The following is a 15,170-nucleotide window of genomic DNA, read 5'->3' as shown; positions in this document are numbered from 1 at the left end:
CGGACTACCGCGTCCGCACCCGGCCGTCGGGCGGGCGGTGGACTTCCTCCAGCGCCTGCGTCACCGCCTCCACCTCCGAGCCGAGCTTCTCCACGCTCTGCCGCAGCCCCGCGCCAGCCAGGTCATCGCCGGCCGTGTCCGCCGAGCGCACGCGCAGCACCTGCGCGTACAGGCCCTCCAGCGTGTAGTAGAGGCGCGTGTGCTCGGCCTCCAGCCGGTTGGCCGCGGTGACCAGCTCCGCGCGCTGGCGCCGCTGCTCGTCCAGCGCGGCCAGCGCCCCGGCCAGCCGATCGCGCACCACCGTGTCCTCTTCGGTGGACACGCGCGTGGCCAGTGCCTCGCGCTCGGACTCGAGCCGCCGGGACTCTTCCGGCGTCGACAGTGCCCGCAGCTCGCGCTCACGGCGCACGAGCTCGTGACACCCCTTGCGCAGCGCCTCCACCGTGCGCTCCGGCGCGTGCACCACCTCGCGCAGCACGGCGGGGCCCGCGCGCAGCTCCTCCATCAGCTTGCCGCACAGGGCATCCACCTTCGCCACGCGCGGGTCCACCGACGCATCCGCTCCGGAGTCCTGCCTCCGCCCTGCTTCCGCCTCGCGCGTGGAGGTCCGCTCACCGCTTCGCCCGGAGTCCCTCCGGAGGGGCTCCGCGCCCTCCGCGCGCCGAAGCTCCAGCTCTCGAACGGAGCGCTCCTCGCCCTCGCCCAGCCGCCGCGCCTCCGCCTCGGGCCCTTCCACCGCGTCCCGCAGCGCATCCTTCCGGGGCCGCTCCAGGTGCTTCGCGGCCGACATGAAGAACGAGAGCGCCACGAAGACGAGCCACCACAGCCGCGCGGGCTGCGACAGCGCCATCAGCACGCACGCCACGGCCACGGCCACGTAGATGCCCCCGCGCACCGGGCTGCGGGTGCGCTCCAACCGCGCGTCCCGCTCGGCCCGCTGCGCCTCGCGCCTGGCATCCCGTCGCCACTTCTTCTCCCACTTGCGGCGCACCTTCCGGGACGGCAGCTCGCCCGTACGCCGCACCCATTCCTCCACCCAGGCTTCCTCCCTCGCGCGACCCTCGGCGAGCGCGGCCTCCAGCCGGCGCAGGCGCTCATCCTGGATGCGCGGAGACGTAGGGAGAGGTGGCTGGTCAGGTCCGCTGGGCACGAAGTGACGATAACGACTTCTCCGGTGTTGAGGGAGGCGAAGCGCTCCCCCCACCGCCCGCACCACGGCCGGGCCTCTCCACCGTGGGGCCGGGACTTAAAATTCGGAAATGCTCAATCGTTTGCTTTCGCCCTCGAAAAGCATGAAAGAGAAGGCGGCGGGCCGGGGGGATTAAAAGGGGATTAGTGTGGTGAGCCTGGAGGAGAAGGGGGAGCCCCGTGGTCTGGGCCCCGATGTCATCCGCGCGCTGCGCGGAGAGCAGAGCCGGGCCGCGTTTGCCCGCCTGCTGGGCGTCACCCCCCTCACCGTCTACCGCTGGGAGTTGCCGAACGAGGCCCCGCAGGCGCGTCGTCCGCGCGGCCGGGTGGCCCAGGCGCTCCGCAACCTCCTCGAAGGTGGCACCGCTCCCGCGGCCTCCCCGCCCCAGCGCCAGGAACTGCGGCCCGAGGAGTCCGCGCGCCTGGCCCCCTGCCTCGCGCACTTGAAGAAGGCGGAGTGGCGCGCGGCGGAGGAGGAGCTGCTCGCGCTGCTGGCCTCGGGCGTGCTGCGGACACCGGGCGCCCGGGCGATGGCGGCGGTGGGCCTCTCCTACCTCCAGCGCTGGGGACGCGGAGATCCGCGCAGTGCATTCGCAACCCTGTTACCCCACCTGGACGAGGCCTCCGCGGGCCTGCTGCCGGAGGACGTGGAGCTCCAGGTGCACGCGCTGGCGGCCCACCTCTACGCCTCACCGGACGGCAAGCTGCTCGACGTGGCCAGGTCCGCCGCGCACGTGGCGCGCGCCGAGGCGCTGCTGGCCGTGCGCGACGACCCGGACGTCCGCTGCCACCTGCGCATCGCCGAGCTGGCCAGCGCCTTCTACCTGGGCGAGGCGGAGCGGGTGGCGCGCTACACCGGGCGGCTCGCGGCGGTGCTGCCCTCCGTGACGGACCCGGTGCTGCGCCTGCTGGCCGAGGACGCGTGCGCCCACGAGGCCACCATCCGCGGCGAGTCCGCCCTGGCCACGCGCCGCTTCCGCGAGGTGGCCGAGGGCGCCGCGCGGCTGGGCTACCCCTACCTCGAAGCGCGCAACCTGGCCTTCCTCGCGCAGCGCCGCCTGGAGGAGGCCTGCGACCCGGCGGAGGCGCTCCAGTTGGTGCGCCGCGCGCGAGACGCCGCGTACGGCGGGCGCATGGTGCGCGGCTTCTCCTTCATCTTCGCCGCGCGCGCGGAGGCCGAAGCCCTGCTGCGCCTGACGCGCTACGCGGAGGCCGAGGCCGTGCTGGACGAGGCGGACGCGGTGGTGGAGGAGCTGAGCTGGACGCCCATCCACCTCGTGGTGCCTCGGGTGATGGTGGCGCTCGTCGCCGGCCGCCACACGGAGCTGCGCCGGTATGCCGGGCGGCTGGCCGCCTATGACGGCCCCATCCAGCGTCAGCTCACCGGCGCCTACGCCCTCTTCGCGGAGGCCATGGCGGACCTGGCGGAGGGGCAGCCCCAGCGCGCCGCGGACCGCCTGGCCGAGACGTCCGCGCGCGTCACGGAGCTGGGCGGCTGGCCCTTCCTTCGCCGCGAGTGCCTCGTCTACGAGACGGGCGCGCGCGCCTTCGCGGGCCAGCTCGCCGAGGGGCGCGTCATGCTGCGCCGCGCGCGCGTCTTCCTGGAGCGGATGCCGTCCGCCGGCCACTCGGCGATTCTCAACCGCTTCGAGGGCATGCTGCTGGCGCTGGAGGGCCGCCCGCGCGAGGCCCGGGAGCAGATGGAGGCGTCGCTGGGCACCTTCCGCCTTGCGGGCGACGTGTCCATGGCCCTCTTCACCCGGCACCTCCTGGCGCTGGTGGCGAAGCTGGAAGGAGACCCCGCCGCCGAGGACCTGCTCGCGGCCAGCGAGGCGGAGATGCGCCGCGCGGGCATGGCGATACCCCAGGACTTCACCCGCGCCATGCCTCGCCCGCTGTACGCCGTCACCGCGCCCGCCGCGGGCCCCACGCGGCTGGGAGCGGAGGCGTTGGTGGTGCCCTTCGAGCGGCTGTCCGTGCGCGGCATGGGCTCGGCGCTGCTCCAGCGCGAGCTGCTCGGCGTGGTGGAGGGGCTCTTCCCCGGCTCCGCGCCCCGGCTGGAGGAGCTGGACTCGCAGGGCCGGGCCACGCTGCTCGCGGGCCTCGCGGGAGTCCCGGCCACGGACGAGGTGGAGTTCGGAGACGGGTGTGGCCGGCGCCTGCGCCTGGGCGTGGCGGGCCCGCTGCCGGCGGACGGCCGCGCGCTACTCACCGCGCTGTCCCGCCTGAGCGGCTTCGCGCTGGAGGTGGCGGCACTGCGAGGCTTCGCGGAGGTGGAGGGCCCCGCCGTCAACGTGGGCGACGTGGAGTCGGTGCGCGACACGGAGCTGCCCGGCTTCATCGCCGCGTCGCCCTCCATGAAGCGGCTGCGCGCGGAGCTGGCGCGCCTGTCCTCCAGCCGCGCCACCGTCATCGTCACCGGCGAGTCCGGCTCCGGCAAGGAGCTGGTGGCCCGCGCGCTCCACACGCTGTCCACGCGCTCGCAGCGGCCGTACGTGGCCTTCAACTGCGCCGCCGTGCCGAGGGACCTCTTCGAGGGCCAGCTCTTCGGCTACCGGCGCGGCGCCTATACCGGCGCGACGACGGACCACCCCGGCGTCATCCGCGCCGCGCACGGCGGCACCCTCTTCCTCGACGAGATTGGCGAGCTCCCCCTGGAAGTGCAGCCCAAGTTGCTGCGGTTCCTGGAGAATGGGGAGGTGTTCCCCCTAGGGGAGATGCGCCCGGTGGAGGTGGACGTGCGGGTGGTGGCGGCCACGCACCGGGACTTGAGCCAGCTGGTGCGCGAGGGCCGCTTCCGCGAGGACCTCTACTACCGCTTGCAGGTGGTGCCGGTGCGGGTGCCCCCGCTGCGCGAGCGGCGCGAGGACGTGGTGGCGCTGGCCCGGCACTTCGTCCGGATGCTCACGCCCGAGGGGGAGGAACCTCCGCAGCTCGGGCCGGACGCGCTGTCGGCGCTGGTGGCCCACCCGTGGCCCGGCAACGTGCGCGAGCTGCGCAACGTCATCGAGCGCTCCATGGCGTACGGGCCGCTGCCCGCCGTGCTGGGGGCCGAGCAGATGCGCATCGCGGGCTGAGTACAGAGGAGAAGACCCCAACCCGCGATGCGCTCCGCCCTGTTTCCCCACACCCCTGTGGGAATCGGGTCAGAGGTCGCACTCCGGGCCGAGGAGGGGGGAAACCCCGACCCGGAGCGCCTTGCTGCCGGTGCCTCTGAAAGAACACACCCGCGGGACGAAGAGGGGGGAACTCCGGCCCGGGGTGCCGGGGCCGCCGAAGCGGCCACCACTGAAAGCTTTGTTGCTGTTGGGTAAAGCACCTCGCGTGCCAGCACGCGGAGGCCCCGGACGCCCAAACGGAAATCATCCTTCGGGGTAGGTGCAGGGAGCAGGCATATCCAACTGGCCGGGTGGGATATCCGAGCGACCCTTTCCGGATATGTCGGACGGTGGAGAAAGGGCGGGAAGCGAGCAACCGCGCTGATGGCCGGGGTGAGACTGGATGAGGGGGGCCGGGCAGCAGCCGGGTGCGAAGTGGGTTAAGGGGAGCGCGATGACTCACGCTGCCTCGTCCCGCCGGTTCCAGGTCTTCAGCCTGGGGGTGCTCGCCTACACGCTGGGCGTCATTCTGTGGGGTGCCTTCGTCCGGGCCACCGGCTCGGGCGCGGGCTGTGGAGCGCACTGGCCGGTGTGCAACGGGGAGGTCGTCCCGCGCGCGCCGACGGTGGCCACCATCATCGAGTACACGCACCGACTGACGAGCGGCCTGGCCATGGTGCTCGCGGTGGCGATGTGCGTGTGGGGCGTACGGGCCCACGTGAAGGGGCACCCGGCACGACGCGCGGCGGTATGGGCGCTCGTGTTCATGGTGACCGAGGCGCTGGTGGGCGCGGGAATCGTGCTCCTCAAATACGTGGCGGACGACGCGTCGGTGGGCCGCGCGCTGTGGATGGGCGTGCACCTGGTGAACACGTTCCTCCTGGTGGGCGCGCAGACGCTGGTGGTGTGGTTCTCGCGCGGGCGCGCGCCGCTGGCGCTGCGGGGCCAGGGGCTGGTAGGGCTGCTGCTGGGCACGAGCGTGGTGGGGCTGCTGCTGCTGGGCGTGAGCGGCGCGGTGGCGGCGCTCGGCGACACGCTGTTTCCGGCGGAGAGCCTGGCGCACGGGCTGAGCCAGGACATGTCCGAGACGGCGCACGGGCTCGTCCGGCTGCGCGTGCTGCACCCGGTGCTGGCGGTGGGCCTGGGCGCGCTGGTGATGCTGCTGTCGCGGTGGGTGGCGCGGCTGCGGCCCTCGGCGGAGGTGCGGCGAGCATCCACGGCCATCGTCATCGTGTACGCGGCGCAGCTGTGCGCGGGCGTCGTCAACCTGGTGCTGCTGGCGCCGGTGTGGATGCAGCTGGTGCACCTGCTGCTGGCGGACCTGGTGTGGATGGCGCTGGTGCGGCTGTGCGCGGCGGGGCTGGCCTCGGATGCACCGAGGACGGTGCCCGTGCCCCAGCCCGCGTCCCGCGCCGAGCCGGTGTAGCGCTCAGCGGGACTCCGACTCCGCGCGCAGGCGCAGGCCCTTCGGCACGACGGCGCGCTCGATGATTTCAAACAGGCCGCTGGCGAGCAGCGCCAGTGCGGCGGCGGGCACGGCGCCCTCGAGGATGAGCCCCACGTCGTCCAGCCGGATGCCGGTAAGGATGGGCTGGCCGTAGCCGCCCGCTCCGACGAGCGCGCCCAGCGTGGCGGTGCCCACGTTGATGACGGCGGCCGTCTGGATGCCGGCGAGGATGGACGGCGCGGCCATGGGCAGCTCGATGCGCCACAGCCTCGCGAGCGAGGGCAGGCCGAGCGCCTCGGCGGACTCACGGACTTCGAGCGGGATTCCCGCGAGCCCCGCCGCCGTGTTCCGGACGATGGGCAGCAGGCTGTAGAGGAACAGCGCGGCGATGGCCGGCCGCGAGCCGATGCCCAGCAGCGGAATCATCACCACCAGCAGCGCCAGCGAGGGCACCGTCTGGATGATGCCGGCCAGGCCCAGCACGCCCCGCCCCAGCCGCGGCCTGCGCGCGGCCAGCACGCCCAGCGGCACCGCGAGGGCGATGGCCGCGAGCAGCGACACGCCCACGAGGAACAGGTGCTCACGGGTGCGGCGCCAGACGCGCGCGGACAGCTCCTCGCCATGGACCTCGGAGGTGATGCCGAGCGCGCTCGCGAGGAAGTCGGAGGCCACCTGGGCCTCGGGCACGCGCTCCAGGCGGGCGCGGGCATTGAGCTTCACCATCTCCGACTCGGACAGACGCCCCGACAGGCGGAGCATCGCGGCGAGCGCCTCCGGGGCCCGCGACTCCACGTCGGCGCGGTAGAGCAGCACGGCGTCGTACGCAGGGAAGTGGTGCAGGTCATCCTCCAGCACGCGCAGCCCATACGCGGCGATTTCGGCGTCGGTGGAGTAGAGGTCGGTGACTTGAATGGCCCCGCTCTCCAGCCCGCGATACGCGAGGTCGTGGTCCAGTCCGCGCACGTCCTTCTGTGGGAGCTGGTAGCGGTCTCTCAGGGCGGGCCAGCCGTCGGCGCGGTCCATGAACTCGTTGCTGAAGCCGAAGCGCAGCTCGGGGTGCGCGCGCAGGTCGGAGATGCGGCGGAGGCCCAGGCGCTCGGCTTCGGCCTCCTTCATGCCGAGGGCATAGGTGTTGTTGAAACCCAGTGGCGCACTCAGCCGCAGGCCCTCGGCGGCGAGGGCCGTTCGCAGGGCGCCGTCGTCCGTCAGGTTGCGGCCGGACAGCAACTCCTGACGAAGCGTGCCGGTGTACTCGGGGTACACGTCCAGCTCGCCCCGGCGCAGGGCCTCCCAGAGCACGGTGGTGCCGCCCAGCTCGCGCCGGTGCTCCGCTGGCGAGCCCGTGCTCCTCGCGAGTTGCGTCACCATCTCCCCGAGGATGACGGACTCGGTGAACTTCTTGGAGCCCACGCGCACGGTGGGCACGCCGTCACCGGAGGACGGCGGGGCGCCACCGCAGGCGGATAGCAACAGCAACAGCATCGCAACACACGAAGTCCTCACGCCGCCGCTCCTCCACCGGGCAGGGGCCGCTGCGCCTGGATGAAGCGGGTGACGAACGGGTCCGCCGGCCGCGCCTCCAGGTCCGCGAGCCCGCCCTGCTGCACCACGCGTCCGTCGCGCATGAGGAGGATGTCGTCCCCGAGGAAGCCCGCCTCCGCCAGGTCATGCGTCACCAGCACCACCGTCTTGCGCAGGCGCGCGAAGATGGCGCGCAAATCACCCTGCAGCTCATGGCGCACCAACGGGTCCAACGCGCCCAGCGGCTCGTCGAGCAGCAACACATCCGGGTCCAGCATGAGCGCGCGCATCAGCGCCACGCGCTGCCGCTGTCCCCCGGAGAGCTGCGCGGGATACCGGGCCAGCGCATCCGCCGGGAAGCGCGTCAGCTCCACCAGCGCCTCCAGTCGCTCGCGCGTCCGCGCGGAGGACCAGCGCAGGTGCCGAGCCATGAGGGTGACGTTCTCCTCGCCCGTCAGGTGCGGGAAGAGCCCGCCGCCCTGGAGCGCGTAGCCGACGCGGTGGCGCACGGCCAGCAGCGCCTCTCCCTCCAAGGGCAGCGGCTTGCCATCGAACAACACGCGGCCCGTGTCCGGATGCAGCAGGCCATTGAGCAGCCGCACCAGCGTGGACTTGCCGCAGCCGCTCGGGCCGAGCAGCACCGTGGTGCGTCCGGTGGGCAGGCGCAGGCTCAGTGGGTGCAGCGCCTGCGTGGAACCGAAGCGCTTGGAGACGTCCTGCAGTTCGTACACGAGGATTCCGAAGTCAGGGCAGCGAGAAGGCGCCGTTGCAGGCGGCGGGGAACGTGGCTTCGGAGGACAGGAAGCTGCACGAGGCGAAGAGGGCGCGGTCCTCCCACTCCACCGCGGCGGCCCACACCACCAGCGGGCCATGCGCGGTGGGGGCGGTGAAGCGCAAGCAGCCCGTGGGCTGGTGCTCCAGGCGGCACGGCACCTCCTCCACGGGCCCGGCGCCCGGCAGCGCCTCCGCCAGCTCCGCCACGCCCTGGTCCCTCCAGCGCGCCGTCACGTTGGTCCGCGCGGGCTGGTAGACGTTCCAGCGGAAGGTCGCATCCCCGCAGCCGATGCGCCCCGCGCGGGTAGTCGACATGGTGAGCTGACACCCCTGCGGCGCAGCCAACGCGCGCCACGGCAGGCGCGGCGGGAGCAACAGTGCGTCCGGGTCCAGCACATCGCCCTCGGGATTGCCGTGCGATGCGACGTACTCGAGCAGCTCCAGGCAGTGCGCAAGGAGGGGCCGCGCATTCCCCCGCGCGACACACCCGAGCCCGCGCAGTCGCCCGCCCGTCGCGGTGACGGCGGTGGCGTAGCCTCCAGCGCGGCAGTTGTCCCCGGTGCCACCGTCCGCACCCGGACACGCGGCGAAGCGGCTGGAGGGCCAGGAGCCGCCCGCGAGCGGCAACTCCCCCTTCACCTCCACCACGTCCGCCCCATAGCGCCCCGTGACGCGCTCCCGGGCCCGGTTGAACACGTCCTCGAGGCGCCCGCTCTTCGCCTCGGCCATCCACACCGCCACGTCACCACAGAGGTATGTGCGCGAGTCGGCGCTCTCGGGCACGGACGTGCAGCCCTCGAAGAGGGCCCGGGCCTCGGGAATGAAGGGGCCCACGGGAGTGGCGCCCTGGGGAGAAACAGGAGGCACCTTCGGCGTGGGCGCCGTGCACGCGCACAGCACCCCCAACAGGTACGCCGGCAGCAGCCACTCAGCGGTCCGCATGTCACCGGGATTAGGCGCCACAGCGAGCCACGTCAACCCGCTCGGAAGCACGGCGACCAGCGCCGTACACACTCAGGCCGCCACGGCCTCGGTGATGCTGAGCGCGGCCGGCGTGTGGATGACGGGAGAGAGCCGGAGTCCGGCCTGGGCGAACAGCTTCCCGAACTCCTCCTCCGTGCGCTCACGTCCCGGCAGCGACGCCATCATCACGGCACCAGGTCGGACGCCGTGGCGTTGGAGAAGATGTCCTGGGCAATCTTCTCGTACATGGTCTCCACGGCGCTCTCGGCGATGAGGGTGGTCTCCGTCGTCCGCGAGGTGGAGCGCTTGGAGGCCACCGTCCCCGTGGAGCGCCGGACCACATTGCCCTGCGCGTCCACCAGCCGAGCCTTGTAGCGGACCTGCGCCTCGGTGGCGACCACGCCACCGTTGTCCTGCACCTCCGCGGGGACCAGCTCCAGCTCCGCCTCGACAATGTGCAGCACGAGGTCCTTCCCTCCGTCGGTCTTGAACGCCGAGCGGAAGCCGTTCTTGAAGCCACGCTCCAGGGTGGTCCGCCATGCCTCCACGTTGGTGGGAGCGACGCCACTGCGGCTGGGGACGTGGAACACGTCGCGGACGCTCGGGTCCATCTCCAGAGCCAGCGAGGCCTGGCTCTCGGGCAGGTCGATGTTCGGCCGGGGGTCACCCGCGGCGACGGAGTAGGTACAGCCGGTGACGAGCAGCACTGCGGTGAGCGACAGGGCGGCAAGGGACCACGAAGAGCGGCGCATGGCGGTCTCCGGATGAGATGGCTGGGGAGCCACCCTCCTAACAGTCCGCGCAATCGAGCTGCAAGAACCCCTCCCCGTGGGGCCACCCGCACCGCTCACGACGGTGCGGGACGGTCCGCGCCGTGTCAGTCGACGACCTTCTCGACCTGCTTCCCGCGCTCCAGGTTCTGGTCCATGAGGTTGTACGTGTGGTTGAGCAGGAGGCCGAAGGCGGCATCGGCCCGGTAGGTATCCAGCCCGTCGCCCACCAGCTCCTGTCCGTCCTTCTGGTCATCGACGACGCGCGAGATGAAGGCCTTGTCGAAGTCCTTGCCCTGCTTCTCCTGCAGCTCCTTCACGTCTTTCTTTGCGTCGACCACGGCCTCGTCGAGCCGCTTGTCCACGCCGACCATGCGCTCCTCGTAACCTTCCTGGACGCCCGCGCTTCCGGAGCCGCCCGTGCCCTGCTGCTCGGGCGAAGCGGACAGGTCCACCGCGGCTACCTCGATGCGCTTGCTCTCCGCCCAGGTCTCCAAATCCTTCATGTGCTTGCGATGGTCCGCCACCAGCTTCTTCGCGTACTGGCGCACCTGCGGGTCCTGCGACTGTTTGAGCGCCAGCTCACCGAGGGCAATCTGCTTCGCGTCGAAGACGACGAGCTGGCCCACGAACTCCGTGCGGTCCGCCGCGGCTTCACCGATGCGGCGCTGCTGCTTCTCCGAGTCCTCCGCGTGGGCCGCACACCCAACCAGCAGACCGACCACCAACGCGGCCATGAGCCCCGCCGCGCCAACGCCGCTACGCACTCCAGCCATGTCTACCTCCAGACGAAGCCATGCCCGAAGGTGGTCCCCCGTGTGGAGAAACCGCAAAAGCGCGAAGCCTGTCCGAGCCTCCCCGCGAGACGAGTCCCCCTGACCGGGAGTCCTTCCGCCTGGCCTCCTGCTCGGAAGGAAGCACCCGCCTCCGCCCCGTGTCCCCACAGGGACCCACCCACGTTCTCCTTGACCGGACACGAGCTCCGTATCAATACTCCATCCGGATGAACGGATTGAGTCTCCACCGCCCATGAGCGCCGCCGCCCCCGCCATACTCGGCTGGATGACGTCACTGGCCGACCCCACCCGCGTGCGCCTGCTGCGCCTGGTGGAGCGGCACGAGCTGACGGTGGTGGAGCTGTGCGCGGTGCTCCAGCTCCCGCAGTCCACGGTGAGCCGGCACCTCAAGGTGCTCGCGGATGACGGCTGGGTGGAATGGCGCCCGGAGGGCACCAGCCGGCTGTACCACGTGGCGGACGGGCTGCCTCCCGCGGCGAAGCGGCTGTGGACGCTGACGCGCGAGCAGATGTCCCAGGCGCTCGCGGCCGAGCAGGACGACCAGCGACTCGCTCCCGTGCTCGCCGAGCGGCAGAGCCGCAGCCAGGCCTTCTTCTCCAGCGCCGCGGGCAAGTGGGACAAGCTGCGCCGCGAGCTGTTCGGCGAGCGCTTCGACGTGCTCGGCCTCCTCGCCCTCCTCGACCCCACGTGGCGCGTGGGCGACCTGGGCTGCGGCACCGGCCAGACGTCGGAGATGCTGTCGCCGTACGTGCGCAGAATCGTCGCCGTCGAGTCCTCCGCCGCCATGTTCAAGGCGGCCAAGGCCCGGCTGGGCGGCGTGGCCAACGTGGAACTGCACCGGGGGGATTTGCACGCACTCCCCGTGGATGACGGCACGCTGGATGTGGCGATGCTGCACCTGGTGCTGCACCACGTGGCAGAGCCGCCGGCCGTGCTGGCGGAGGCGGCGCGCGCGCTGGTGCCGGGTGGCCGCATCCTGCTCATCGACATGCAGCGGCACGAGCGCCGCGAGTATCAGCAACAGATGGGACACGTCTGGCTGGGCTTCGAGCCGGAGCAGCTCACCGGCTGGCTCACGGACGCGGGCTTCACCGACGTCCGCATCCACCCCCTCCCCGCGGACCCCGCTGCAAAAGGGCCCGCGCTGCTGTCCGCCGTGGCGGTCCGCAGGAAGTGAAGCAGCACCCCTTGAACCCGTAGCCCTCTCATGGAGTCGACGATGAGCACTGCACTGAAGACGAAGACGGACACGGCCCGCCCGGCCTTCAAAGTGGCGGACCTGAGCCTGGCCGAGTGGGGCCGCAAGGAAATCATGCTGGCCGAGGACGAGATGCCCGGCCTGATGGCGCTGCGCGCCCGCTATGGCCAGAGCAAGCCCCTCAAGGGCCTCAAGGTCATGGGCTCGCTGCACATGACGGTGCAGACGGCGGTCCTCATCGAGACGCTGTCCGTCATGGGCGCCGACGTGCGCTGGTGTTCGTGCAACATCTTCTCCACCCAGGACCACGCGGCCGCCGCCGTGGTGGTGGGCCGTCCCGAGACGGGCGGCACCGTGGAGAACCCCAAGGGCACGCCCGTCTTCGCCTGGAAGGGTGAGAACCTGGAGGAGTACTGGTGGTGCACGGAGCAGGCGCTCATCTGGCCCGACGGCTCCGGCCCGGACCAGATTGTGGACGACGGCGGTGACGCCACGCTGCTCTTGCACAAGGGCCTGGAGTTCGAGAAGGCCGGCAAGGTTCCCGACTTCAACGCCGCCACCGAGCCCGAGGAGTGGGGCTTCATCATCGCGCTGCTCAAGGACCTGCAGAAGCGCGACGCGAAGCTGTGGCAGCGCGTGGCGCCCAAGGTGCGCGGCGTGAGCGAGGAGACCACCACCGGCGTGCACCGTCTGTACGAGATGCAGAAGGCCGGCACGCTGTTGTTCCCCGCCATCAACGTCAACGACAGCGTCACCAAGAGCAAGTTCGACAACCTCTATGGCTGCCGTCACTCGCTGGTGGACGGCCTCAACCGCGCCACGGACGTGATGCTGTCCGGCAAGGTGGCCTTCGTCTTCGGCTACGGCGACGTGGGCAAGGGCTGCGCCCAGGCGTTCAAGGGCCAGGGCTGCCGTGTCATCGTCGCGGAAATCGACCCCATCTGCGCCCTGCAGGCCGCGATGGAGGGCTACCAGGTCGACACGATTGAGAACTGGGTCGGCAAGGCGGACATCTTCATCACCGCGACGGGCAACCGCGACATCGTCACCGCGGAGCACATGTCGAAGATGAAGGACAAGGCCATCGTCGCGAACATCGGCCACTTCGATAACGAAATCGACATGGCCGGCCTGAAGAAGGTGGCGGGCATCAAGCACACCAACATCAAGGCGCAGTACGACATGTGGACCTTCCCCAAGGGCAACAGCGTCCTCATCCTCGCCGAGGGCCGCCTGTTCAACCTGGGCTGCGCCACCGGCCACCCCAGCTTCGTGATGTCCACCAGCTTCACCAACCAGTGCCTCGCGCAGCTGGAGCTGGCGACGAACCTGAAGACCTACGAGAAGAAGGTCTACACGCTGCCCAAGAAGCTCGACGAGGAGGTGGCGCGGCTGCACCTCGAGAAGCTCGGCGTGAAGCTCACGAAGCTCTCTCCGGAGCAGGCCTCGTACATCGGCGTGCCCGTCGAGGGCCCGTTCAAGCCGGACCACTACCGCTACTAAACCGGTAGCGCAGTTCCCGTCGTGACAGCAGGCCCGGGATGCCGATGAGGCGCCCGGGCCTGTTTGCGTTTCAGGCGCCCTGGCAGGGCTCGTGCAAAAAGTGAAGAGTGATTCACTCTGCGTGCACCCGGAATTGTGGCGCGGAAGGTTACGAATGGCGTGAATCTGTGACGGGCCGCGCTACTCGGCATGGGTTTCTCACGTGGAGCCCAGACGGAGCGACGCATCGCGGCGACCGTGGCTCGGAGGGTGCATTCGCGCGCGGCGGGTCTTCAGCAGACCCGGCATGCAGTCGTCCCCCCAACGAGAGAGGTTCATCCATGACCAGCAAGATGACGGGCCGCATTCTGGCGGCGGCTTTCTTCAGCCTGACGGCGGCGGGTTGCCAGGGCGAGGAGCAGACGCCCGTAGGTGATTCGCTTGCGACGCAGGAAGCGAAGGCCGAGCAGCAGTGCATCGAAGGCTTCGGGGGCATCAAGAACTGCGCGACGGGCCGCGCGTCGCTGGCGCGCGACTCGAAGGGCATCGCGGTCTCCGGGCTGGCGGATGTGAAGACGGACGGCTTCTCCAGCGAGTTCTCGAAGGCGACGAGCTGGAACCTGACGGCCGACCTCGGCGGCGTCGGTGCGAAGGGGCAGGGCCTGACGCTGGCGGCGCGGGATGGCGCCCAGGTGGTCAGCTCGATTCGCGTCGGGATTGGCGCTGAGCGGGACCAGGTCTTCTTCGCGCCCTCGTTCACGGGCTCGCCGGGCGGCTCGGCGTACCGGATGAACGTGTACCAGAATGGCCGGCTCGTGCTGGGGCAGCACTACCAGATCGACTACTCGGTCGGTGGCTGGTGGTACAACCTCCACATCGGCCTCACGCGCATCGACATCGGGTTCAAGAACCACACCTCCATCGACGCGCTGGACCCCATCACCACGGGCGCCTGCATGTGGACCTTCCGCGGCGCGCCGGGGGCGTTCTCCATCGACGCGAACGGCAAGAAGATCAGCGGCGACTACATCGAGTTCATCGAGGAGATCGCTGACGGCGCCTACCCGTACACCAGCTTCTCGGGCATCGACGTGAAGGCCGCCGCGAGCGGCTTCAACATCGTGGGCGAGTCCATCGTCCAGGCGAAGTAACCGGCGTTAGCGTCGGGCGTAAGCGAGGCCCAGGCACCGAGGTCCGGTGTCCTGGGCCTTCGTGCGTTCCCCTACTTCTGGACGGCCAAGATCCGCCAGGTGCGCACGTCAATGGCGTAGGTCGCGGCCTCGGTCGCGGTCTTTCCCTCCGCGCGGCAGGCACCTTCCCTGACGCGGAAGCTGACGAGCAGCACATCGTCGTTCAGTGGGGCGGTCTCCGCGTCGTACGAGTCTCGCCGGTACAGGCACACCTCGTCGGGAGTGGCATCTCTGGGGGGCGCCACGTCGCGTGGAAGCATGTCATCGAGTGCGAGCGAGACTGCTGCGGCGACCGTGGCTGGCACCTGCATCCGCCCGGACTCTGGTAGCCACAGCGGATATGGAAGCTTCGCAGCCTCCTCCTTCGGAGCATGCTCGGGGCGAAAGGGGCGGCGGAAGAGGGCGCACCCGGAGCACACCAACGCCGCCAACAGCAGGGCCGAGAACCTCATGAGACGCCCCTATTCATCCGCGTCAGTGACGATGCCAAGCTTCTTGTTCTCCGGTTCGATGATGCCGATTGGAGAGGAGTGGCGGCCCCTCCAACTCGACGATGGCGGGGCAGAGTTGATCGATGACGTCGTCAACGTCGGTGGCGGGTTGAATGGCGGGCCAGGGCCCGCGCACCCAGACGGCTTTGCCCTCACCACCGAAATACGTGTCCCGGCCCTGATACCTGTAGCTGGTGTTTGCACATGCAGACAGCAGCACCAGCAGACCTGCCCAGCGGCACTTCATGCCC

General features: G+C 70.7%; 14 protein-coding genes. 5 read left to right on the top strand and 9 right to left on the bottom strand.

What is annotated here, in order from left to right; translation table 11 throughout:
- Positions 1–4: 4 nt before the first annotated feature.
- Entirely contained in the window at positions 5–1,024 is a 1,020-nt protein-coding gene (locus tag G4D86_RS31435) for a hypothetical protein (RefSeq protein WP_240360568.1), read from the bottom strand.
- A 316-nt stretch (positions 1,025–1,340) separates the two neighbouring features.
- Here G4D86_RS31435 and G4D86_RS31430 point away from each other — a divergent pair, with 316 nt between their 5' ends.
- Together G4D86_RS31430 and G4D86_RS31425 are read left to right on the top strand one after the other, a co-directional pair.
- Entirely contained in the window at positions 1,341–4,265 is a 2,925-nt protein-coding gene (locus G4D86_RS31430) for a sigma-54-dependent transcriptional regulator (protein ID WP_240360567.1), read from the top strand.
- A 475-nt stretch (positions 4,266–4,740) separates the two neighbouring features.
- Complete coding sequence (locus G4D86_RS31425) at positions 4,741–5,712, top strand: COX15/CtaA family protein (RefSeq protein WP_163997759.1); 972 nt, start codon at positions 4,741–4,743, stop codon at positions 5,710–5,712.
- Positions 5,713–5,715: 3 nt separating this feature from the next.
- Here G4D86_RS31425 and G4D86_RS31420 read toward each other — a convergent pair whose 3' ends face one another.
- The 6 genes from G4D86_RS31420 to G4D86_RS31395 all read right to left on the bottom strand — a co-directional run bounded on the left by G4D86_RS31420 (position 5,716) and on the right by G4D86_RS31395 (position 10,537).
- Positions 5,716–7,215: an ABC transporter permease/substrate-binding protein gene (locus tag G4D86_RS31420; RefSeq protein ID WP_163997831.1), complete on the bottom strand. Its 1,500-nt coding sequence runs from the start codon at positions 7,213–7,215 to the stop codon at positions 5,716–5,718.
- A 17-nt stretch (positions 7,216–7,232) separates the two neighbouring features.
- Entirely contained in the window at positions 7,233–7,985 is a 753-nt protein-coding gene (locus G4D86_RS31415; RefSeq protein ID WP_163997758.1) for an ATP-binding cassette domain-containing protein, read from the bottom strand.
- Positions 7,986–7,998: 13 nt separating this feature from the next.
- Positions 7,999–8,970, bottom strand: a complete 972-nt coding sequence (locus G4D86_RS31410; protein ID WP_163997757.1) for a hypothetical protein — start codon at positions 8,968–8,970, stop codon at positions 7,999–8,001.
- 72 nt (positions 8,971–9,042) lie between these two features.
- Positions 9,043–9,177 carry a hypothetical protein gene (locus tag G4D86_RS53920; protein WP_275899163.1) on the bottom strand — a complete coding sequence of 45 codons (135 nt, stop codon included), beginning with the start codon at positions 9,175–9,177 and terminating at the stop codon, positions 9,043–9,045.
- Entirely contained in the window at positions 9,177–9,743 is a 567-nt protein-coding gene (locus G4D86_RS31400) for a hypothetical protein (protein WP_163997756.1), read from the bottom strand. The genes G4D86_RS53920 and G4D86_RS31400 overlap by 1 nt, the downstream gene beginning before the upstream one ends.
- 125 nt (positions 9,744–9,868) lie before the next feature.
- A complete protein-coding gene (locus G4D86_RS31395) occupies positions 9,869–10,537 on the bottom strand; it encodes a DUF4142 domain-containing protein (protein ID WP_163997755.1) in 669 nt (222 codons plus the stop codon).
- A gap of 253 nt (positions 10,538–10,790) precedes the next feature.
- Here G4D86_RS31395 and G4D86_RS31390 point away from each other — a divergent pair, with 253 nt between their 5' ends.
- The 3 genes from G4D86_RS31390 (at position 10,791) to G4D86_RS31380 (ending at position 14,389) form a co-directional block, all read left to right on the top strand.
- On the top strand, positions 10,791–11,735 hold the full coding sequence (locus G4D86_RS31390) for an ArsR/SmtB family transcription factor (RefSeq protein ID WP_163997754.1): 945 nt from the start codon (positions 10,791–10,793) through the stop codon (positions 11,733–11,735).
- Positions 11,736–11,789: 54 nt separating this feature from the next.
- Positions 11,790–13,259 carry an adenosylhomocysteinase gene (ahcY, locus tag G4D86_RS31385; protein WP_420821873.1) on the top strand — a complete coding sequence of 490 codons (1,470 nt, stop codon included), beginning with the start codon at positions 11,790–11,792 and terminating at the stop codon, positions 13,257–13,259.
- Between the two features lie 320 nt (positions 13,260–13,579).
- Positions 13,580–14,389: a hypothetical protein gene (locus G4D86_RS31380; protein WP_163997752.1), complete on the top strand. Its 810-nt coding sequence runs from the start codon at positions 13,580–13,582 to the stop codon at positions 14,387–14,389.
- 71 nt (positions 14,390–14,460) lie between these two features.
- Here the strand turns inward: G4D86_RS31380 and G4D86_RS31375 are convergent, their stop codons facing one another.
- Together G4D86_RS31375 and G4D86_RS31370 are read right to left on the bottom strand one after the other, a co-directional pair.
- Entirely contained in the window at positions 14,461–14,880 is a 420-nt protein-coding gene (locus G4D86_RS31375) for a hypothetical protein (protein WP_163997751.1), read from the bottom strand.
- 22 nt (positions 14,881–14,902) lie between these two features.
- A complete protein-coding gene (locus tag G4D86_RS31370; protein ID WP_163997593.1) occupies positions 14,903–15,166 on the bottom strand; it encodes a hypothetical protein in 264 nt (87 codons plus the stop codon).
- Between the last annotated feature and the right edge of the window lie 4 nt (positions 15,167–15,170).

The sequence above is a fragment of the Pyxidicoccus caerfyrddinensis genome, from assembly GCF_010894405.1.
Taxonomy (GTDB): domain Bacteria; phylum Myxococcota; class Myxococcia; order Myxococcales; family Myxococcaceae; genus Myxococcus; species Myxococcus caerfyrddinensis.
Note: the sequence above shows the minus strand (reverse complement) of the source record. Positions and strands in the feature narration are given on the sequence as shown.